We start from the raw sequence: 21,073 nt of genomic DNA on the forward strand, positions 1-21,073 counted from the left end.
GAAATGCGCTTTTTTACTGCGCAAAATTTGTCTCTGTCCCTGCTAACGAGTAGACTTCGTGCCCTTGTCTGAAATCGGAGAAAAACTCATGAGCGAAACGGCCACCTGGCAGCCGAGCGCATCCATCCCAAATCTGTTAAAACGCGCTGCAATTATGACGGAGATCCGCCGTTTCTTTGCCGACCGCGGCGTCCTGGAGGTGGAAACCCCGTGCATGAGTCAGGCAACGGTGACGGATATTCATCTGGTCCCGTTTGAAACCCGTTTTGTTGGTCCTGGCCACTCTCAGGGCATGAATCTGTATCTGATGACCAGCCCGGAATACCACATGAAACGCCTGCTGGCGGCGGGGTGTGGTCCGGTGTATCAGCTGTGCCGCAGTTTCCGAAATGAAGAGATGGGTCGTCACCATAACCCGGAATTCACCATGCTGGAGTGGTACCGCCCGCATTATGATATGTACCGCCTGATGAATGAGGTGGACGATCTGCTGCAGCAGGTACTGGAGTGTTCAGAAGCAGAAACGCTCTCTTATCAGCAGGCTTTCCAGCGCCATCTGGAAATCGATCCGCTGTCGGCGGACAAGGCCCAGCTGCGCGAAGTGGCGGCAAAACTGGATCTGAGCAACGTGGCGGATACCGAAGAGGATCGCGACACGCTGCTGCAACTGCTGTTCACTTTTGGTGTTGAACCACTGATTGGCAAAGATCGCCCGACCTTTGTTTACCATTTCCCGGCAAGCCAGGCGTCACTGGCGCAGATCAGCACTGAAGATCACCGCGTGGCGGAGCGTTTTGAGGTCTATTACAAAGGCATTGAGCTGGCGAACGGTTTCCACGAACTGACCGACGCGCGTGAACAGCAGCAGCGTTTTGAGCAGGATAACCGCAAGCGCGGCGCGCGTGGTCTGCCGCAGCAGCCAATTGATAACAACCTGCTGGAAGCGTTAAAAGCCGGTCTGCCGGACTGCTCAGGCGTAGCGCTGGGTGTTGACCGTCTGGTAATGCTGGCCCTTGGCGCAGAGCAACTGGGCGATGTGATTGCCTTTACGGTCGATCGCGCGTAAAGAATTGCCGGGTGGCGCTATCGCTTACCCGGCCTACGCTTCTGGTGGCAATTATCCTTTCCATTTCGTCATGGCAACATTAAAAACTGCCATTTTCTGTGTACACGGGTCTTTTTCTTAAATTGCTTCGTATAGCCACAATATTTGTCTGGTCATCTGCTAACATCCGCGCAGTTTAATTCCTCTTCGGATGGTTATATGTCCCACTCACTCAAAAAAATGACCCTTACCGGGCTCATACTGATGATTTTTACGTCAGTTTTTGGCTTTGCTAACAGCCCGTCGGCTTTCTATCTGATGGGCTATAGCGCGACGCCGTTTTATATCGTTTCTGCTCTGTTCTTCTTTATCCCGTTTGCGCTAATGATGGCGGAGATGGGCTCGGCTTACCGAAAAGAAGAGGGCGGTATCTATTCGTGGATGAACAACAGTATCGGCCCGCGTTACGCGTTTATCGGGACGTTTATGTGGTTTTCATCCTACGTCGTGTGGATGGTCAGCACGGCGGCCAAAGTCTGGGTGCCATTCTCCACGTTTCTTTTTGGTACGGATAAAACGCAGGTCTGGTCGCTGGCGGGGCTGAGCTCCACGCAGGTCGTCGGTATTCTGGCGGTCTTCTGGATGGTGATGGTCACGCTGGTGGCGTCGAAAGGCATCAACAAAATTGCCCGTATCACCGCGGTTGGTGGTATTTCAGTGATGTGTCTGAACCTGGTGCTGCTGCTGGTGAGTATCGCTATTCTGTGCCTGAACGGCGGGCATTTTGCGCAGGAGGTCAATTTTGTTTCATCCCCTAATCCGGGTTATCAGTCCGGGCTGGCTATGCTCTCCTTTGTGGTGTTTGCCATCTTCGCTTACGGTGGTATTGAAGCGGTAGGCGGGCTGGTCGACAAGACCGAGAACCCGGAAAAGAACTTCGCCAAAGGGATTATTTTTGCCGCTATCGTGATTTCCATCGGCTATTCACTGGCCATTTTCCTCTGGGGCGTCAGCACCAACTGGCAACAGGTGTTGAGCAATAACACCACTAACCTCGGCAACATTACCTATGTGCTAATGAAAAGCCTGGGGATGACCCTGGGGCAGGCGATGAACCTGAGCCCCGAGGCGGCATCGGTAATGGGAGTCTGGTTTGCGCGTATCACCGGCCTGTCGATGTTCCTCGCCTATACCGGCGCATTCTTCACGCTGATCTACTCGCCGCTGAAAGCGATCATTCAGGGTACGCCTAAAGCGCTGTGGCCAGCACGCATGACGCAGCTAAACACCGCAGGAATGCCAGCTAACGCTATGTGGATGCAGTGTCTGCTGGTCTGTATGTTCATTCTGCTGGTGTCTTTTGGTGGCGATACGGCGTCTGCGTTTTACAACAAGCTGACCCTGATGGCGAACGTGTCGATGACGCTGCCCTACCTGTTCCTGACCCTGGCGTTCCCGTTCTTCAAAGCGAAGCAGGATCTTGAGCGTCCGTTTGTGATCTTCAAAACCCGCGCGGCAACGCTGCTGGCGACCACGGTAGTGGTGCTGGTCGTGGCGTTTGCCAACATCTTTACCGTTATACAGCCCGTGGTTGAGGCGAATGACTGGAACAGCGCGTTGTGGATGGTTGGTGGGCCGATCTTCTTCTCGCTGCTGGCGATGGGGATTTACGAGAATTACCGTCGACGCTCGCAGGCGTTCGTCACGGAAGTGGCATAGCGCTAAAATACCCCTCCCGAAAGGGAGGGGAGACAGTTACAAACTTCCTGCCGGGCGGGTTCTTGCCGCCGAGGTTAGGGTTTTACCCATCTTTCGTCCGTCCATACTTTCCAGACGCATCTGGAACGGTGGGAACGGCATATCAATTCCGTGCTCGCGGAAGCCCGCCAGAATCAGCTGGTGGATCTCGTGGCGAAGCGGCATTCGGTGCCCCATTTCGGCGGCGTAGATACGCAGCTCGAAAATCTGGATCCCCTGTTGTAAATCGACCAGGAACACTTCCGGTGCAGGGTTATCGAGCACCAGCGTGCAGCGTTCGGCAGCGGTATAGAGGATCTGCGTGACTTCTTCACTGTTAGCATCCGACGGTGCCGGCACTGTCAGCACCACACGCGTGACGGAGTCTGACAACGACCAGTTGATAAACTGCTCGGTGATAAACGCCTTGTTAGGCACGATGATCTCTTTACGGTCCCAGTCACTGATTGTGGTGGCGCGAGTGTTGATCTTCGTTACGCTACCGGTCAGATCGCGAATCGTCACCGTATCGCCTATACGAATCGGTTTTTCAAACAGGATGATCAGGCCGGACACAAAGTTGGCGAAAATCTCCTGCATGCCAAAACCCAGGCCAAACGTCAGCGCGGCGACCAGCCACTGCAGTTTAGACCACTCGATACCAATCATTGAGAAACCGACCATCCCACCAAAAAGCAATATCAGGTATTTGGTGATGGTGGTAATCGCATATCCCGTGCCGGGGGTTAAATCCAGATGCTGCAATAGCGCCAGCTCGAGCAGTGCCGGGAAGTTACGCACCAGTTGGGTGGTGATGATCAGCACCAGAATGGCAATCAGCACCGCACCCAGGGTAATCGGCTCCAGGCTTTCCACGCCCTGCACCGTGGACGTCACATCCCACAGAGAGATGTTCTCCAGGAAGCCAAACGCGGAATGAATTTCCGACCACAGGAAGATTACCGACAGGAGGGCTATCAGCATCAGGATGGAACGCACCAGCCGCAGGGACTGGGTACTGATGGCATCCAGATCCAGTTCGACCTCGTCCGCGTCTATCGTGCCTTCCGTGCTGTTAACATGGTTTGACTCTTCCTCACCTCGCGCACGTTGAGCGAGGATCTCCGCCCGGCGATGCTTGGCGCGGTCGAAGGCCAGACGACGGCGCTGGATCAGCATTCCGCGGCGGATAACGTGATACACCACCAGAAGCAGGAACCAGATCGCCACCGAGGTTTCCAGACGCGCCAGTAGCGCCTTCGAGGTAGCCAGATATCCCACTGCTGCAGCCAGCATTGCAATCAGAGGGGCACTGAGCAGCAGGTTCCAGAGCAGTCGGTTAAACATGTTGTCGCCGCTACCGGATTTATCCAGATAGAGCGGTATCCCTGCACGTTTCAGGCTGAGCGTGACAATGGCCAGCGCACCGCATATCAGCATAAAGCAGAGGCGGCCCAGCGAGCCTGAGAACTCGCGGTCATCGAGATTATCAAACATGATCAGCGCCATAATCAGCGGCACAATCAGCCCGATGCTCATCAGGTAGTAGCGCATGGCGCGCGCAACGCGGTTACGTGGCCAGCCAAAGTGGGCAATGAAAAGGCCATTTGGCCGCGCGAGGGTGGCGCAGATCATCACGACCCACAGCAGCGGTACCGTGGCGGTCACGCCATCGCCAATGGCAACGGCGAGTGGATAGGGCCAGGCTTCCCGTAGCCCGTACCCGAGCGTCATCCACAGCACCGGCAGCGGAGAGGCGACAAGTATCGACCAAAACACGGTGCGCAGCGTCAGCCAGAAATGGTCCTGGGTGACTTTCCCCACCCGTGCGCTGGAACGCTCCAGGAAACGGGTAAAATGCCTGCGTGAGTAAATGCTGAATCCCACCAGAATCAACGCGCCCAGCAGCGGGAAGATGGTCTCTTTGCTGGTCAGCATCATCACGCTGGCCTGTCCCAGTTGGCTGACGGTGTCCAGCGAAATCAGACGGCGCAAATCCTGCACGATCTCGATCGGCCATGAGAAGGTCATTGGACGCACGTCGGATGTCCAGAAAAGATAACGGTGCGTTGCCTCGTTGACCTCTTTCAGCGCATCTTCCAGCTGGCTGTTGGAAACCTTGAGCTTAGTCAGCTCCAGAATCAGCGTATCGCCGCCCTGCAGCAGGGAGTTCAGCAGTTCACGCTGGGTACGCAGCTGAGCTTCCAGAATCCGGTTTTGCTCGCTGGTCAGGGGCTGGCCATCCGCCTGACGGATTTGGCGAATTTGCGGCTGCTTATTGAGGAGATCCTCAAAATGCAGTCGCTGAACGCGTAGCTGGGCCATCTCGGTATCCAGCTGCTGCGGCTTCGGCATTTCCGGCAGACGCGCAACCTGGGCACGCAGCGCCTCGCCCAGCAGGTTTGATGACCCAAGCCACTGGGACTGTTCGCGCAGGGTGTTGAGCGCCTGACGCACCTGCAGGGTTTGATTGGTCGCCTGACGTTGCTGTGAGGCAACCAGATCCATACGCTGCGCCTGCTGATTCAGTGCGGCAGAGAGCTCACGGTTGACCTTAAACTGATCGACGATGTCCGCTGGCAGGTTGGCACTGTTTTCCGCCAGCAGTTCGGTGCTTTCGAGAGCACGTTCGGCCTCGCGCTGGCGCTGGCTATTAAGCTGATTACGCAGGGCCTGAAGATACGCATCCAGCTGCTCGCTCTGCTTTTGTGCGAGTTCCGAGCGCATCCGCGACAACTCCTGGCGGTTATTGGCGGACAGCTGCGCCAGTTCCAGTTCATCTACCAGGGCTTTCAGACGCGCCGATTCCGCCTGCAGGCCAAGATTTTGTGCCTGCGCCTGCGGCGTGTTGCCAGTTTGCGTACCCACGCGGCGCTCAACTTCATTAAGCTGGCGACGGGCGTCGGTTTGCTGCTGCGGGAGCTGGCTGAGGGAGTCGGCAATTTCACGTGCACGCTCTTGCTCCTGCTGAGCCAGACGGCTCTTCTCCAGAAGCTGGCTGCTGACCTGCAGGATTTCCTGATTCAGGGCGTCCGTGGTCATGTTGGCTGGCACATCGCGCGGCTCATCACGCAGATTCGCCAGCTGCGCGCGCAATGTTTGCGAGAGTTTGGGGAAGTTGTCGATAACTTGCTGATATTGCTGAGCGCGCTCAAGAGAGCCTTTCCGCTCTTCAAGCGCGTTCAGTGCGGACTGAAGCGACTCGACGGTCTCTGGCTGAGCGGGTTTGGCCGCTTTTGCCTGCTCCAGTTCCTGACTTATCTGTTTGGCGTCGGGGGCTGTCGCTGCGTACGCCCCCATGCTGAGGCACCAGGCCATCAGTAGAACGATAATCGGGCGCACGTCAGCGATCCTTCTGTTGTTAGCCTTCGTCTTTTTTGTCGTCAACCAGCGGGCTGGCGTCATGCTCGGCGTTGATCTCTTCTTGTGACAGCGGAGCAGGTTCTGCATCGGGTGTCACAAAAGTTTCGGTGGAGACTGCCAGCGGCTGGCCAAGTTTGGTCACCGACAGGCTTTCAAGCTGTTCAGCTAGCTTCACTTTGCCCGGCGCAAACAGGTTGATAACGGTAGAGCCCAGCTTGAAGCGCCCCATCTCCTGACCTTTCAGCAGGGCGACAGAGCCTTCCGCTTCACCAGCAGGCCACGTCCAGCGTTTGATGATACCTTCACGCGGAGGCGTGATGGTGCCAGCCCAGACGGTTTCAATACTGCCGACAATGGTCGCGCCCACCAGAATTTGCGCCATCGGGCCAAATTCAGTATCAAACAGGCAGATGACGCGTTCGTTACGGGCAAACAGGTTCGGTACGTTCTGCGCGGTCAGGTGGTTCACGGAGAAGAGATCGCCCGGAACGTAGATCATCTCACGCAGGATACCGTTACACGGCATGTGTACGCGGTGATAGTCGCGCGGTGACAGGTAGGTGGTCGCAAACGTACCGTTACGGAACAGGTCCGCCATCAGGTAGTTACCCGCCAGCAGCGCTTCCAGGCTGTAGTTATGGCCTTTCGCCTGCAGGATTTTGTCGTCTTCGATATTACCCAGCTGGCTGATCACGCCGTCAGCGGGCATCACCAGTACGTTAGGGTCGGTGTTCAGCGGACGCACTTCATCGCGTAGCGGGCGTACAAAAAACTCGTTGAAGGTACGGTAGCTGGCGGTGTCTGGCTTCTGTGCCTCTTTCATGTCGACCTTGTAATACTTCACAAAAAGGTCGATGACCAGTTTGGTCAGCCAGCCCGCGCGTTTGCTTGCGCCCCAGCCCGCCAGGCGAGTGAGCCACAGTTTTGGCAGAATGTATTGAAGCGAAAGTTTAAATGCGTTTAACAAGGTAGCCTCCAGGCCATTGTTTTGTCGTTCCTGATCCGGCGGTAAGCCGCCGGAACCTGAAAAAAGGGGACGATTTTAGCGATGCTTAGCTTAGTTGTCAGTTGTCAGAATCAGAAAAGTTTTTACGCGTTTTTACCTGATCCATGCTCTCAAGAATGCGGTGGTAATTCTCGAAGCGGGTCTCCGCAATCTCACCTTTTTCGACCGCTTCACGGATAGCGCAACCTGGGTCGTTATCGTGTTTACAGTCGCGGTACTTGCAAGCGCCTAAATAATCATGGAATTCGACAAATCCGTTGAAGATTTGTTCCGGTTCAAGATGCCACAAACCGAACTCGCGCACGCCCGGGGAGTCGATGACATCGCCCCCGTGCGGGAAGTGATACAGGCGTGATGCGGTGGTGGTGTGCTGGCCAAGACCCGAGACATCAGACACATCATTGGTAAGGATCGCCTGCTGGAGGCCAAGCAAATTGTTCAGCAGACTCGATTTGCCCACGCCGGACTGGCCCGCAAAGATGCTGATGCGATCGGTGAGCGCCTCTTCCAGCGGTTTCAGACCATCTTTGGTATGGCTGGAGACCATCAGGACGCGATAGCCAATATTGCGATAGATATCCATCTGCTCATTGACGAAGGCCATCCCGTCGTCGTCCAGCAGATCGATTTTGTTTAATACAATGATCGGCTCAACCTGCAGCGTTTCGCAGGCGACAAGGTAACGGTCGATAATATTGAGCGAAAGCTCAGGTAAAATCGCCGAAACAATAACGATCTGGTTAATGTTGGCGGCAATCGGCTTCACGCCATCGTAGAAATCCGGGCGGGTGAGCACCGACGTGCGTTCATGCACAGCTTCAACGATACCTTTAACCGTGACCCCTTCAGCCGCCTCTTTACCCGGACGCCAGACCACGCGATCGCCGGTAACCAGTGAACGGATGGTGCGACGGATATTGCATCGGTGAATATCCCCGTCGGCGGATTCCACATCGGCATGCATACCGAAACGGCTGATGACGACGCCTTCTGTCGCTTCACCAAACAGGTTATCGTCATAATCCGGCTTCTCCGAAGTGGTTTTAAGACGGCGCTGGTGGTTGGCGTTTACGCGGCGCTGCTGCCCTTTGGAGAGTTTATTTTTACTCAATCGCGCTGGCTCCTGGTCGCCCGTAAGGGGCAAAACCTCTATGATACACTCTAATTAATACTAGTTAACCTGCTACTGCCGGTTATGCGAGAAGGGTGGAAAATAACATGAGCGCGGATGAAAACAACCTGATTTGGATCGATCTCGAAATGACCGGGCTGGATCCCGAGCGCGATCGCATTATTGAGATTGCAACTCTGGTGACGGACGCCAACCTGAATATTCTGGCCGAAGGGCCGACGATTGCCGTGCATCAGTCCGACGATCAGCTGGCTTTGATGGATGAATGGAACGTGCGCACCCACACCGGTAGCGGCCTGGTGGATCGCGTGAAGGCCAGCACGTTGGGCGATCGTGAGGCAGAACTGGCGACGCTTGAGTTCCTGAAACAATGGGTTCCGGCAGGTAAATCGCCTATCTGTGGGAATAGCATTGGCCAGGATCGCCGTTTCCTGTTTAAGTACATGCCGGAGCTGGAGTCTTACTTCCACTACCGCTATCTGGATGTCAGTACCCTGAAAGAGCTGGCGCGCCGCTGGAAACCTGAAATCCTTGATGGCTTTAAAAAGCAGGGGACGCACCAGGCGATGGACGATATTCGTGAGTCTGTGGCAGAGCTTGCGTACTACCGCGAAAACTTTATTAAGCTGTGATTTTGAGATCCGGCGCCTTGCGTGGCCGGGTTTTTGTCGTTAAATTGTTCAGCTTGCCGATTTAATAAGCATTTGAACTGAATTTCGAAAAAATCGCTTTAAGGGGGGTTGCAGCTAAAAGGATTTCTCGTATAATGCGCCTCCCGTAACGACAGAGAATTACACGTTACGACAGCAACAAAAGCAGTACAGATTTGCGGGAATAGCTCAGTTGGTAGAGCACGACCTTGCCAAGGTCGGGGTCGCGAGTTCGAGTCTCGTTTCCCGCTCCAAAATTTGAAAAGTGCTTTCACAGCACAGACTGCCCAAGCGGGAATAGCTCAGTTGGTAGAGCACGACCTTGCCAAGGTCGGGGTCGCGAGTTCGAGTCTCGTTTCCCGCTCCAAAATTTGAAAGTGCTTTCAGAGCACGGACCACCCAAGCGGGAATAGCTCAGTTGGTAGAGCACGACCTTGCCAAGGTCGGGGTCGCGAGTTCGAGTCTCGTTTCCCGCTCCAAATTCTTCTTCATATCTAAAGTATCCACAGCGAAAAGAGTCGTTGGGGACGTTTTCTATTTCTTCTGAAATACTCTTGTGAACAGAGTTATCCACAGATTTCGTCTTTAATCCTGACTGTTCAGAAAGTTAGCAGGGTGAATAATATCCTTCCAAGTGATTGTATAAATTGAAGAAAATTTGATTTCAAAATGTTATTGAGATCACTTGACCTCTTCTCAAGCCCAGATGGCGCTTGAGTTTTTATTTTTATACACAGGCTGTGAATAGTTCACGCATCCCGCGTAAGTCCTTTTTCGATGACCCTGACCAGCCGCTGTTTTTTCGGAAGCTGCACCTCAACCACACAGGCATTACGCTTCTCAATCTGCTGCGCAATCGCCCATTCTATGTGTTCATCAAGAAGTGGGTGCTCACCTCTACGGCTTTCAAGAGCCTGAATGTTCGCTTCATCCCACGGGGCATTACCCAGCGCGACGGCAACATTACGCAGCCAGCGCAGATGACCGATACGACGAATGGCCGAGCCTTCCGTCACTTTCAGGAACCAGGGTTCGCTCCAGGCGAACAGTTCGATGAGTTGTGGCGCATGCAGCGCCTTACGCGGGCTGAAATCCTCTTCATCCGTAAGCTGCGAATAACGGTTCCACGGGCAGATCAGCTGGCAGTCATCGCAGCCGTAGATGCGGTTGCCGATAAGTGGTCGAAACTCCTCCGGAATGGCCCCTTCCAGTTCGATAGTGAGATAGGAGATGCAGCGACGGGCATCAACGGTATAAGGCTCAACGATAGCCCCCGTCGGGCAGATGGTCATGCAGGCCACGCAGCGGCCACAGCCTTCCTCCACCGGGCCGTCTATCGGTAACGGTAAATCAATCAGCAATTCGCCAAGGAAGAAGAACGATCCGGCGTCACGGCTAAGGATAAGTGAGTGCTTACCTGTCCAGCCAAGCCCGGCTTTTTCAGCGATCGGGCGCTCAAGAATAGGCGCGGAATCAACAAAGGGTCTAAAATTCAGCGAAACACAGTGCTGCTGAATAGTTTCCCCGAGTTTTTTTAAACGGTTACGCAGAAGCTTATGGTAATCACGCCCCAGGGCGTACCGGCTGACGTAACCCAGAGAGGGATTTTTTAGCGTGCGCGCAAAAGCCGCGTTGGCAGGCAGATAGTTCATGCGCACGCTGATGACGCGCAAGGTACCCGGTAAAAGCTCGTGTGGGCGGGCACGCATCATGCCGTGACGCGCCATCCACTCCATTTCGCCGTGGTATTGTTTGTCCAGCCAGGCCTGAAGTTTTGGCTCGCTGGCGGAGAGGTCGGTGTCGGTAATACCCACCTTCTGGAAGCCAAGCTCAGCACCCCACTGTTTTATTTTTTGCGCTAACTCATTGAGATCGAGGGGCTGTGACATGACGGACCATACAGTGAAGAAAAACCCCGCAAGTATACCACATTCCATCTGGCATGCGGATGACCTCCGGCGCGCCGAAAAAGAGGCTGCAGATAGCCTCGGGATCACCCTTTATGAACTGATGCAGCGTGCGGGAGAGGCAGCATTTACCGTTGCCCGCAGCGCCTGGCCGCAATCCACTCACTGGCTGATTTTGTGCGGACACGGCAATAACGGCGGGGACGGCTACGTCATTGCCCGTCTTGCGGTAGCTGCCGGTATTCGCGTTACGCTGCTGGCGCTGGAAAGTGATAAGCCCTTGCCAGAAGAGGCCAGCGCAGCACGGGAGGCATGGCTGAATGCCGGCGGTGTGATTCATGCGCCTGATATCGTCTGGCCGGAGGATGTCGATCTGATTATTGATGGTCTGCTGGGTACCGGGCTGCGCAGTGCTCCCCGCGAGAATATTGCCGCGCTGATTGAACACGCCAACAGACATTGCGCCCCGGTAGTGGCGCTGGATATCCCTTCAGGCCTGAACGCGCAAACCGGCGCGACGCCTGGCGCCGTCATCCAGGCTGCGCACACCGTGACCTTCATTGCTTTGAAGCCGGGTCTGTTAACCGGTAAAGCACGGGATGTGGTCGGCGTATTACATCATAACGCGCTCGGACTGGAGGGCTGGCTAGCCGGGCAGGAAATGCGCATCGCTCGTTTTGATGCATCGCAGCTGACTGAGTGGTTTCCGCCACGCCGTCCGACATCCCATAAGGGCGACCACGGCAGGCTGGTGATTATTGGTGGCGATCGCGGTACGGCAGGGGCGATTCGCATGACCGGCGAGGCAGCATTACGCAGCGGTGCTGGTTTAGTGCGAATTCTCACTCGTATTGAGAACATTGCACCGCTAATCACAGCCCGACCGGAGCTGATGGTGCATGAGCTTACGCCCCAGACGCTTGAGGAAAGCCTCGAATGGGCGGATGTCGTGGTCATTGGCCCAGGGCTTGGGCAACAGGGATGGGGTAAACAGGCCCTGCAAAAAGTCGAGAATTTTCGTAAACCGATGCTGTGGGATGCCGACGCGCTTAACCTTCTGGCAATAAACCCGGATAAGCGTCACAATCGCATCCTGACGCCACACCCCGGCGAAGCCGCGCGCCTGCTTAACTGCAGCGTCGCAGAAATTGAAAGCGATCGCTTACTTTCTGCTCAGCGTCTGGTAAAACGTTACGGAGGTGTTGCCGTTTTGAAAGGGGCAGGAACCGTCGTTGCCAGTGACGAGGCGCTGGGCATTATTGATGCCGGAAATGCGGGCATGGCGAGCGGCGGTATGGGCGACGTGCTTTCCGGTATCATCGGCGCATTGCTTGGACAGAAACTTCCCCTTTATGATGCAGCCTGTGCGGGCTGCGTGGCCCACGGTGTCGCGGCAGATAAACTGGCGGCGCGATATGGAACACGCGGTATGCTGGCCACCGATCTTTTTTGCACGCTACGGCGTGTTGTTAACCCGGATGTGATTGACGTAGAAAATGACTAATCGAGCGATTCCTTTACCTGATGAACAAGCCACTTTAGATCTCGGCAAGCGCGTGGCGCAGGCCTGTCAGGGGGCAACCGTCATTTATCTGTATGGTGATTTGGGGGCGGGTAAAACCACTTTCAGCCGGGGTTTTTTGCAGGCGTTAGGGCATAACGGGAATGTGAAAAGCCCAACCTACACGCTCGTCGAGCCGTACACCCTCGACAATCTCATGGTGTACCACTTTGATTTATATCGCCTTGCGGATCCTGAGGAGCTGGAATTTATGGGGATCCGTGATTATTTTGCCAATGATGCCATCTGCCTGGTGGAGTGGCCGCAACAAGGTGCGGGTGTGTTACCTGACCCGGATGTCGAAATTCACATAGATTACCAGGCACAAGGGCGTGAGGCTCGCATCAGTGCGGTTTCCTCATCAGGGTGTTCCTTACTGGCGCGTCTCGCCGGTTAAGCGTAGGGATGACGGGATGAAAAATCGCGTTAAAGGTTGGCTGTTAGCTGCTTCGGTGCTGCTGTGCGCGCAGGCCGGGGCGGCAAGCCTTTCGGATATTCAGGTGTCGAACGGCGAAAGCCAGGCCCGGATCACGTTTAGCTTTATGGGTGACCCTGAATACGCTTTTTCACAGCCAGACAGCCACAGCGTGGCGCTGGATATCAAACAGACCGGGGTGATTCAGGGGCTCCCGCTTCGGTTCAGCGGTAACAACCTGGTGAAAAGTATCCGCTCGGGTAACCCGCAGGACAGCCAGTCATTGCGCCTGGTGGTGGATCTCACCGAAAAGGGCAAAACGAAAGCGGTGAAGCAGCAAAACGGCGCGAACTATACGGTAGTTTTTACCATCAATGCCGACGTTCCGCCGCCGCCTCCGCCTCCGCCGGTTGTCGCGAAACGCGTGGAGGAGCCTGTGTATACTCCGCGTCCATCGGAACCCGCGCGTAATCCGTTTAAATCGCAGAACGATCGCATTACCGCAGCAACCAGCAGCAATACGGTAACGCGTCCGGCGGCAAGTGCGCGCCGCGCGGTCAGCGGTGATAAAGTGATTATCGCCATTGATGCCGGACACGGTGGTCAGGATCCTGGTGCGATTGGCCCGGGCGGCACGCGGGAGAAAAACGTCACAATTGCCATTGCCCGTAAGCTGCGCGCGCTGCTGAATGACGATCCTATGTTTAAAGGCGTGTTGACCCGCGACGGCGACTATTTTATTTCCGTTATGGGGCGCTCGGACGTGGCGCGTAAGCAAAATGCCAATTTCCTGGTCTCTATTCATGCGGATGCTGCGCCAAACCGCAGTGCCACGGGCGCGTCTGTGTGGGTGCTGTCAAACCGCCGGGCAAACAGCGAGATGGCAAACTGGCTGGAAGAGCATGAGAAACAGTCAGAACTGCTGGGCGGTGCGGGTGATGTGCTGGCAAACAGTCAGTCAGACCCGTACCTCAGCCAGGCGGTACTGGATTTACAGTTCGGTCATTCCCAGCGCGTCGGGTATGATGTCGCCACTAACGTGTTGAATCAGCTGCAGGGCATCGGGGCATTGCACAAGCGTCGCCCGGAACATGCGAGCCTGGGCGTGCTGCGTTCGCCGGATATTCCGTCAATTCTGGTCGAGACCGGCTTTATCAGCAACAACGCCGAAGAGCGCCTGCTGGGAAGCGACAGCTATCAGCAGCAAATTGCCGAAGCGATTTATAACGGTCTGCGTAAATACTTTGACGCGCACCCGCTGCAGTCCGCGCCGTCGGGCGGAGCAGGCCAGGTGGCCAACGCTTCACTGCCGGGTGGGATGACCGCGACCAACTAAGGAGACAACATGCCGATTCAGGTTCTACCGCCGCAGCTTGCGAACCAAATCGCCGCCGGTGAGGTGGTGGAACGTCCTGCATCGGTGGTGAAGGAACTGGTGGAAAACAGCCTCGATGCGGGAGCTACCCGCATTGATATTGATATCGAACGCGGCGGGGCGAAGCTTATCCGCATTCGCGATAACGGCTGTGGGATAAAAAAAGACGAGCTGGCGCTGGCGCTGGCGCGTCATGCCACCAGTAAAATTGCCTCTCTGGACGATCTTGAAGCAATAATCAGCCTCGGCTTTCGCGGCGAGGCGCTCGCCAGTATTAGTTCGGTTTCCCGCCTGACGTTGACCTCTCGTACCGCTGAACAGCAGGAAGCCTGGCAGGCATACGCCGAAGGACGCGACATGGATGTGACGGTTAAACCCGCGGCGCATCCTGTCGGTACCACGCTGGAAGTGCTGGATCTGTTCTACAACACCCCCGCCCGACGCAAGTTTATGCGTACCGAAAAAACCGAATTCGGCCATATCGACGAGATCATTCGTCGTATCGCGCTGGCGCGTTTTGACGTCACCATTAATCTCAGCCATAACGGCAAGGTGATGCGCCAGTATCGCGCGGTGGCGGAAGGCGGGCAGAAAGAGCGCCGTTTAGGGGCTATCTGCGGAACGCCATTTCTGGAACAGGCGCTGGCGATAGAGTGGCAGCATGGCGATCTCGCGTTACGTGGCTGGGTGGCCGACCCGAACGCCAGCAGTGCGGCTTTCTCTGAAATTCAGTATTGCTACGTGAATGGCCGCATGATGCGCGACCGCCTCATTAACCACGCCATTCGTCAGGCCTGTGAAGACAAGCTTGGGGCCGATCAGCAACCGGCTTTTGTGCTTTATCTGGAGATCGACCCGCATCAGGTCGATGTTAACGTCCACCCCGCCAAGCATGAGGTGCGCTTCCATCAGTCGCGTCTGGTGCATGATTTTATCTATCAGGGCGTGCTGAGCGTATTGCAACAGCAGGTTGAGCCTGCATTGCCGCTGGAAAAAGACGATTCCTCACCGCGTCCCATCCCGGAAAACCGTGTCGCTGCGGGCCGCAACCATTTTGCGCAGCCCGCTGTCGCGCGAGAGCCGGAAACGCCTCGATTCTCAACTGGTGCGAGCACGACGCGTCCGACGGGAGCAAACTATCCGAACGCTCAACCCGGCTATCAAAAGCAGCAGGGGGCGTTGTACCGTAAGTTGCTGGAAACGCCTGCTGTTGAGCGCAAAGATCACGTTGCAGTGGCGACACCGTCCCTTGAAGGGCACAGCCAGAGTTTCGGGCGAGTGCTGACGATTATCGCGCCGGATATGGCATTGCTAGAACGCGACGGCAAATTGCAGCTTCTGGCGTTACCGGTTGCCGAACGCTGGCTCAAACAGGCGCAACTGACGCCAGGGGAAAATGCGGCCTGTGCGCAGCCGTTATTGATCCCGGTTCGTCTGAAAATATCCGCTGAAGAAACACGGGTATTGCAGCGTACAGAGGCCCTACTGACGCAAATGGGCATTGAAATGGTGCTCGAACCACAACATGTGACAATTCGCGCAGTGCCTTTACCCTTACGCCAACAAAATTTACAAAACTTGATTCCTGAACTGATAGGCTACCTGGCGCAGCAAACATCGTTTGAGGCCGCCAACACCGCGCAGTGGATCGCTCGCCATCTGGCCAGCGAACATACACCGTGGAGTATGGCGCAGGCGATTACCGTGCTGGCGGAGGTCGAACGCCTCTGCCCACAGCTGGTGAAAGCGCCGCCGGGTGGGTTATTACAACCTGTTGATTTGAAAACGGCGATGACCGCCCTGAAACATGACTGACGTAAGTAAGGCGAGCCTGCCAAAGGCAATTTTTTTAATGGGCCCAACGGCCTCCGGCAAAACGGCGTTAGCTATTGAGTTACGCAAAGTTTTGCCTGTAGAGTTGATTAGCGTTGATTCCGCCCTCATCTATCGGGGGATGGACATTGGTACGGCGAAGCCTGGCGCAGAAGAACTGCGTGCGGCACCGCACCGTTTGCTGGATATTCTCGACCCGGCAGAGGCTTACTCCGCAGCGGATTTCCGCCGGGATGCCTTAGCCGAGATGGCCGAGATTACGGCGGCAGGACGTATACCGCTGTTGGTTGGCGGCACCATGCTCTACTTTAAGGCGCTGCTGGAAGGATTATCACCTTTACCTTCCGCAGATCCTGACGTGAGAGCAAAGATTGAGCAACAGGCGGCAGAGCAGGGATGGGACGTGTTGCATAAGCAACTGGCAGAGATTGACCCGGTTGCGGCAGCGCGAATCCATCCAAATGATCCGCAAAGGCTTTCCCGGGCACTGGAAGTTTTTTTCATTTCGGGTAAAACTTTAACGGAACTGACGCAAACGTCAGGAGACGCTCTGCCGTATCAGGTGCATCAGTTCGCCATCGCCCCGGCGAGCCGTGAACTGCTCCATCAACGAATTGAGCAGCGTTTTCATCAGATGTTAGCTTCAGATTTTGAAGCAGAAGTGCGGGCGCTATTTGCCCGTGGAGATTTGCATACGGATATGCCTTCCGTTCGTTGTGTGGGATACCGCCAGATGTGGTCGTATCTTGAAGGTGAGATTTCATACGATGAAATGGTTTATCGAGGTGTTTGCGCCACGAGACAGTTAGCGAAGCGCCAGATCACCTGGTTGCGCGGTTGGGAGGGAGTTCACTGGTTAGACAGTGAAAAACCGCAACAGGCGTTAAACGAGGTGATTGAGGTTGTTGGTGATATCGCCCACTGAATGTGTACAATTGAGACGTATCGTGCGCAATTTTTCAGAATCGCAAGGTTCTAAGTACAAAACAAGCATATAAGGAAAAGATAGAATGGCTAAGGGGCAATCTTTACAAGATCCGTTCCTGAACGCATTGCGTCGGGAACGTGTTCCAGTTTCTATTTATTTGGTGAATGGTATTAAGCTGCAAGGTCAGATTGAGTCTTTCGATCAGTTTGTGATCCTGTTGAAAAACACGGTCAGTCAGATGGTCTACAAGCACGCTATCTCTACTGTTGTTCCGTCCCGTCCAGTCTCTCATCACAGCAATAACGCTGGCGGCGGCACTGGCAGTAACTACCATCATGGCAGCAACGCGCAGGGTTCTTCAACGCCAGCGCAGGACAGCGACGAAACCGAATAAGGTTTCAGCTGTTATCCACACGGGGAGCCAGGGATCCTGCGTTCCCCGCTGATCTTTTTAGAGAGGTTTACGCTTGTTTGACCGTTATGATGCCGGTGAGCAGGCGGTGCTGGTACACATCTATTTTTCGCAAGACAAAGATATGGAAGATCTCCAGGAGTTTGAATCTCTGGTCTCTTCCGCCGGTGTCGAAGCAATGCAGGTGATTACCGGTAGCCGTAAAGCGCCGCACCCAAAGTATTTTGTTGGTGAAGGTAAAGCAGTAGAAATTGCGGATGCCGTAAAAGCAACCGGCGCGTCAGTCGTGTTGTTTGATCATGCGCTGTCTCCAGCCCAGGAGCGCAACCTGGAAGCTCTCTGCGAATGCCGTGTGATCGACCGCACGGGATTGATTTTAGACATTTTTGCTCAGCGTGCACGTACCCATGAAGGGAAATTGCAGGTTGAGCTTGCACAGCTGCGCCATCTGGCGACGCGTCTGGTGCGTGGCTGGACCCACCTTGAAAGACAAAAAGGCGGGATCGGTTTGCGCGGTCCGGGTGAAACCCAGCTCGAAACCGACCGTCGTTTACTGCGTGGCCGTATTACCCAGATCCTCTCGCGTCTGGAACGTGTAGAGAAACAGCGTGAACAGGGGCGTCGGGCGCGAACCAAAGCTGACATCCCGACCGTGTCGCTGGTGGGTTATACCAACGCCGGTAAATCCACCCTGTTTAACCAGATAACCGAGGCCCAGGTTTATGCCGCAGACCAGCTGTTTGCGACCCTGGACCCTACGCTGCGTCGTATTGACGTAGCAGACGTGGGTGAAACGGTGCTGGCGGATACCGTAGGGTTTATCCGCCATTTGCCACACGATCTGGTGGCGGCGTTTAAAGCGACGTTGCAGGAGACGCGACAGGCGACCCTGCTGCTGCACGTGATTGATGCGGCTGACGTACGCGTGCAGGAGAACATCGACGCGGTGAACGTGGTGCTGGAAGAGATTGATGCCCACGAAATTCCCACGCTGTTGGTGATGAACAAGATCGATATGCTGGAGGATTTCGAACCGCGTATCGACCGAGATGAAGAGAACAAACCGATTCGGGTCTGGCTTTCTGCTCAGGCCGGTATTGGTGTGCCACTGCTTTTCCAGGCTTTGACAGAACGTCTTTCCGGTGAGGTAGCGCAGCACACGCTGCGCCTGCCGCCACAGGAAGGCAGGCTGCGCAGCCGGTTTTATCAGCTTCAGGCGATAGAAAAAGAGTGGATGGAGGATGACGGCAGCGTGGGGATGCAGGTGCGTATGCCGATCGTTGACTGGCGTCGCCTCTGTAAACAAGAACCTGCGCTGGCGGACTATATCGTCTGATCAGAAAGGGGAAGCCTGAAAAATTCGCCCTTGCATAACAAATATGGAGCATATACATGGCGTGGAATCAGCCCGGTAATAACGGACAAGACCGCGACCCGTGGGGAAGCAGCAATAATCAAGGCGGCAACTCTGGGGGAAATGGCAATAAAGGTGGTCGCGAGCAGGGGCCGCCGGATCTGGATGATATCTTCCGCAAGCTGAGCAAAAAGCTTGGTGGCCTGGGCGGAGGAAAAGGTTCTGGCTCAGGGGGTAATTCCACTCAGAGTCCGCGCCCGCCAATGGGGGGCCGCGTAGTGGGCATTGTGGCCGCTGCGGTGGTAATCATCTGGGCAGCCAGCGGGTTCTACACCATTAAAGAAGCAGAACGCGGCGTGGTCACCCGTTTCGGTAAGTTCAGCCATCTGGTTGAGCCGGGCCTGAACTGGAAGCCTACCTTCATTGACGACGTGACAGCGGTAAACGTGGAGTCCGTCCGTGAACTGGCCGCCTCTGGCGTGATGCTGACGTCTGATGAGAACGTGGTACGCGTTGAGATGAACGTCCAGTACCGCGTGACCGATCCTGAACGTTATCTGTTTAGCGTAACCAGCGCCGATGACAGCCTGCGTCAGGCGACTGACAGTGCCCTGCGTGGTGTGATTGGTAAATACACCATGGACCGCATTCTGACCGAAGGTCGTACCGTTATTCGTAGCGATACCCAGCGCGAGCTGGAGGAGACCATTCGTCCGTACAACATGGGTATCACCCTGCTGGACGTTAACTTCCAGGCTGCTCGTCCGCCGGAAGAGGTGAAGGCCGCATTTGATGATGCAATTGCTGCCCGTGAAAACGAACAGCAGTACATCCGTGAAGCGGAAGCGTACACCAACGAAGTTCAGCCACGTGCTAACGGTCAGGCGCAGCGTATTCTGGAAGAAGCACGCGCGTATAAGACGCAGACCATCCTGGAAGCACAGGGTGAAGTGGCTCGCTTCGCGAAGATTCTGCCGGAATATAAAGCAGCGCCAGAAATTACCCGTGAGCGTCTCTATATCGAGACCATGGAAAAAGTGCTGAGCCATACCCGCAAAGTGTTGGTTAACGACAGCAAAGGTGGAAACCTGATGGTGCTGCCGCTGGATCAGATGCTGAAGGGCGGTTCTGCACCGGCCGCGAAAGACACCAGCGGAGCGAACAACCTGCTGCGTCTGCCGCCAGCGTCATCGGGCAGCGCCAGCGCGAACACAACGCCTTCTTCGAACGATGGTGACATTATGGACCAACGCCGTGCTAACGCGCAGCGTAACGACTACCAGCGTCAGGGGGAATAAGGATGCGTAAGTCAGTTATTGCGATCATCGTCATCGTACTGGTCGTGCTGTATACCTCGATCTTTGTGGTGAAAGAGGGCGAGCGTGGGATCAAGTTCCAGTTCAGCAGCGTCGTGCGTGACAGTGACAAACGTCCGGTGATTTACGAACCGGGTCTGCACTTCAAGGTGCCGTTCATTCAGTCAGTGAAAACGCTGGATGCGCGTATCCAGACTATGGATAACCAGGCTGACCGTTTCGTGACCAAAGAGAAGAAAGACCTGATCGTTGATTCCTACATCAAATGGCGCATCAGCGATTTCAGCCGTTACTTCCTGGCCACCGGCGGTGGCGACGTTTCTCAGGCGGAAGTGCTGCTGAAACGTAAGTTCTCTGACCGTCTGCGTTCTGAAATTGGTCGTCTGGATGTGAAAGACATCGTGACCGACTCCCGCGGTCGTCTGACCCTGGAAGTGCGCGATGCGCTGAATTCCGGTACAGCGGGCACGGAAGACGAAGTGGAAACGCCAGCAGCGGATGACGCGATTGCGAAAGCAGCTGAACGCGTTCAGGCTGAAACCAACGGTAAAGTGCCGGTGATCAACCCGAACAGTATGGCTGCGCTGGGTATCGAAGTGGTTGACGTGCGTATCAAGCAGATCAACCTGCCAGCTGAAGTGTCCGAAGCGATCTACAACCGTATGCGCGCCGAGCGTGAAGCGGTAGCCCGTCGCCACCGTTCACAAGGCCAGGAAGAGGCTGAGAAGCTGCGTGCGGCAGCGGACTACGAAGTTACCAAGACGCTGGCGGAATCTGAGCGTCAGGGCCGTATTCTGCGCGGTGAAGGTGATGCGGAAGCGGCGAAGCTGTTCGCTGATGCCTTCAGCCAGGATCCCGACTTCTACGCCTTTATCCGTAGCCTGCGTGCTTACGAGAATAGCTTCCAGAGCAACCAGGATGTGATGGTGCTCAGCCCGGACAGCGATTTCTTCCGTTATATGAAGACGCCGACTAACGCAACACGATAAACTCTGGCACGTTTGAGTATTCAAACCACCGCTCCCTCCGGAGCGGTGGT

The 21,073-nt window shown here is 55.4% G+C and carries 16 protein-coding genes and 3 tRNA genes; 15 read left to right on the forward strand and 4 right to left on the reverse strand.

From position 1 onward, the window contains the following. Nucleotides 1-88 precede the first annotated feature (88 nt). A complete protein-coding gene (gene epmA, locus AAER43_RS01840) occupies nt 89-1,066 on the forward strand; it encodes an elongation factor P--(R)-beta-lysine ligase (protein ID WP_014882216.1) in 978 nt (325 codons plus the stop codon). Nucleotides 1,067-1,264: 198 nt separating this feature from the next. Next, the gene (gene yjeM / locus AAER43_RS01845) at nt 1,265-2,764 is read left to right on the forward strand and encodes a glutamate/gamma-aminobutyrate family transporter YjeM (protein ID WP_023336678.1); all 1,500 of its coding nucleotides are present in this window, start codon (nt 1,265-1,267) and stop codon (nt 2,762-2,764) included. A 36-nt stretch (nt 2,765-2,800) separates the two neighbouring features. Here yjeM and mscM read toward each other — a convergent pair whose 3' ends face one another. The 3 genes from mscM to rsgA all read right to left on the reverse strand — a co-directional run bounded on the left by mscM (nt 2,801) and on the right by rsgA (nt 8,262). Beyond that, nucleotides 2,801-6,124: a miniconductance mechanosensitive channel MscM gene (mscM, locus tag AAER43_RS01850; RefSeq protein ID WP_023331844.1), complete on the reverse strand. Its 3,324-nt coding sequence runs from the start codon at nt 6,122-6,124 to the stop codon at nt 2,801-2,803. Between the two features lie 19 nt (nt 6,125-6,143). Next, on the reverse strand, nt 6,144-7,112 hold the full coding sequence (asd, locus tag AAER43_RS01855; protein WP_023331845.1) for an archaetidylserine decarboxylase: 969 nt from the start codon (nt 7,110-7,112) through the stop codon (nt 6,144-6,146). A gap of 97 nt (nt 7,113-7,209) precedes the next feature. Then, on the reverse strand, nt 7,210-8,262 hold the full coding sequence (rsgA, locus tag AAER43_RS01860; RefSeq protein ID WP_014882220.1) for a small ribosomal subunit biogenesis GTPase RsgA: 1,053 nt from the start codon (nt 8,260-8,262) through the stop codon (nt 7,210-7,212). 107 nt (nt 8,263-8,369) lie between these two features. On the opposite strand from rsgA, the gene orn reads away from it, so the two are divergent. From orn to AAER43_RS01880, 4 genes are all read left to right on the forward strand, one after another. Next, complete coding sequence (orn, locus tag AAER43_RS01865; RefSeq protein ID WP_014882221.1) at nt 8,370-8,915, forward strand: oligoribonuclease; 546 nt, start codon at nt 8,370-8,372, stop codon at nt 8,913-8,915. A 196-nt stretch (nt 8,916-9,111) separates the two neighbouring features. Beyond that, nucleotides 9,112-9,187, forward strand: a tRNA-Gly gene (locus AAER43_RS01870). Nucleotides 9,188-9,224: 37 nt separating this feature from the next. Further along, nucleotides 9,225-9,300, forward strand: a tRNA-Gly gene (locus AAER43_RS01875). Between the two features lie 36 nt (nt 9,301-9,336). Then, nucleotides 9,337-9,412 (forward strand) — tRNA-Gly (locus AAER43_RS01880). A 270-nt stretch (nt 9,413-9,682) separates the two neighbouring features. Here the strand turns inward: AAER43_RS01880 and queG are convergent. Beyond that, on the reverse strand, nt 9,683-10,822 hold the full coding sequence (gene queG, locus AAER43_RS01885; RefSeq protein ID WP_032637694.1) for a tRNA epoxyqueuosine(34) reductase QueG: 1,140 nt from the start codon (nt 10,820-10,822) through the stop codon (nt 9,683-9,685). Between queG and nnr the strand changes: the two genes are divergently transcribed. The 9 genes from nnr to hflC all read left to right on the forward strand — a co-directional run bounded on the left by nnr (nt 10,821) and on the right by hflC (nt 21,023). Next, on the forward strand, nt 10,821-12,344 hold the full coding sequence (gene nnr, locus AAER43_RS01890; protein WP_050861790.1) for a bifunctional ADP-dependent NAD(P)H-hydrate dehydratase/NAD(P)H-hydrate epimerase: 1,524 nt from the start codon (nt 10,821-10,823) through the stop codon (nt 12,342-12,344). The genes queG and nnr overlap by 2 nt on opposite strands. Then, complete coding sequence (gene tsaE / locus AAER43_RS01895; RefSeq protein ID WP_014882224.1) at nt 12,337-12,798, forward strand: tRNA (adenosine(37)-N6)-threonylcarbamoyltransferase complex ATPase subunit type 1 TsaE; 462 nt, start codon at nt 12,337-12,339, stop codon at nt 12,796-12,798. Before nnr ends, tsaE begins: the two co-directional genes overlap by 8 nt. Nucleotides 12,799-12,814: 16 nt before the next feature. Beyond that, nucleotides 12,815-14,152: an N-acetylmuramoyl-L-alanine amidase AmiB gene (gene amiB, locus AAER43_RS01900; RefSeq protein WP_045134425.1), complete on the forward strand. Its 1,338-nt coding sequence runs from the start codon at nt 12,815-12,817 to the stop codon at nt 14,150-14,152. Between the two features lie 9 nt (nt 14,153-14,161). Continuing rightward, nucleotides 14,162-16,006, forward strand: a complete 1,845-nt coding sequence (gene mutL / locus AAER43_RS01905) for a DNA mismatch repair endonuclease MutL (RefSeq protein WP_050861791.1) — start codon at nt 14,162-14,164, stop codon at nt 16,004-16,006. Beyond that, nucleotides 15,999-16,949 carry a tRNA (adenosine(37)-N6)-dimethylallyltransferase MiaA gene (gene miaA / locus AAER43_RS01910; protein WP_032629682.1) on the forward strand — a complete coding sequence of 317 codons (951 nt, stop codon included), beginning with the start codon at nt 15,999-16,001 and terminating at the stop codon, nt 16,947-16,949. Before mutL ends, miaA begins: the two co-directional genes overlap by 8 nt. 85 nt (nt 16,950-17,034) lie before the next feature. Continuing rightward, a complete protein-coding gene (hfq, locus tag AAER43_RS01915; RefSeq protein WP_008502919.1) occupies nt 17,035-17,346 on the forward strand; it encodes an RNA chaperone Hfq in 312 nt (103 codons plus the stop codon). A 73-nt stretch (nt 17,347-17,419) separates the two neighbouring features. Then, nucleotides 17,420-18,700, forward strand: a complete 1,281-nt coding sequence (gene hflX / locus AAER43_RS01920; RefSeq protein WP_023331851.1) for a ribosome rescue GTPase HflX — start codon at nt 17,420-17,422, stop codon at nt 18,698-18,700. Between the two features lie 56 nt (nt 18,701-18,756). After that, a complete protein-coding gene (gene hflK, locus AAER43_RS01925) occupies nt 18,757-20,016 on the forward strand; it encodes an FtsH protease activity modulator HflK (RefSeq protein ID WP_014882229.1) in 1,260 nt (419 codons plus the stop codon). Between the two features lie 2 nt (nt 20,017-20,018). Continuing rightward, a complete protein-coding gene (gene hflC / locus AAER43_RS01930; protein WP_013095290.1) occupies nt 20,019-21,023 on the forward strand; it encodes a protease modulator HflC in 1,005 nt (334 codons plus the stop codon). Nucleotides 21,024-21,073 lie beyond the last annotated feature (50 nt).

The organism is Enterobacter sp. FUJ80071 (genome assembly GCF_038739915.1).
Lineage (GTDB): Bacteria > Pseudomonadota > Gammaproteobacteria > Enterobacterales > Enterobacteriaceae > Enterobacter > Enterobacter kobei.

What these genes read in the sequence shown, in the direction of transcription:
- epmA (WP_014882216.1), top strand. Translation starts at nt 89, where the DNA reads ATGAGCGAAACGGCCACCTGGCAGCCGAGCGCATCCATCCCAAATCTG.
- yjeM (WP_023336678.1), top strand. Translation starts at nt 1,265, where the DNA reads ATGTCCCACTCACTCAAAAAAATGACCCTTACCGGGCTCATACTGATG.
- orn (WP_014882221.1), top strand. Translation starts at nt 8,370, where the DNA reads ATGAGCGCGGATGAAAACAACCTGATTTGGATCGATCTCGAAATGACC.
- nnr (WP_050861790.1), top strand. Translation starts at nt 10,821, where the DNA reads ATGACGGACCATACAGTGAAGAAAAACCCCGCAAGTATACCACATTCC.
- queG (WP_032637694.1), bottom strand. Translation starts at nt 10,822, where the DNA reads ATGTCACAGCCCCTCGATCTCAATGAGTTAGCGCAAAAAATAAAACAG.
- tsaE (WP_014882224.1), top strand. Translation starts at nt 12,337, where the DNA reads ATGACTAATCGAGCGATTCCTTTACCTGATGAACAAGCCACTTTAGAT.
- amiB (WP_045134425.1), top strand. Translation starts at nt 12,815, where the DNA reads ATGAAAAATCGCGTTAAAGGTTGGCTGTTAGCTGCTTCGGTGCTGCTG.
- mutL (WP_050861791.1), top strand. Translation starts at nt 14,162, where the DNA reads ATGCCGATTCAGGTTCTACCGCCGCAGCTTGCGAACCAAATCGCCGCC.
- miaA (WP_032629682.1), top strand. Translation starts at nt 15,999, where the DNA reads ATGACTGACGTAAGTAAGGCGAGCCTGCCAAAGGCAATTTTTTTAATG.
- hfq (WP_008502919.1), top strand. Translation starts at nt 17,035, where the DNA reads ATGGCTAAGGGGCAATCTTTACAAGATCCGTTCCTGAACGCATTGCGT.
- hflK (WP_014882229.1), top strand. Translation starts at nt 18,757, where the DNA reads ATGGCGTGGAATCAGCCCGGTAATAACGGACAAGACCGCGACCCGTGG.
- hflC (WP_013095290.1), top strand. Translation starts at nt 20,019, where the DNA reads ATGCGTAAGTCAGTTATTGCGATCATCGTCATCGTACTGGTCGTGCTG.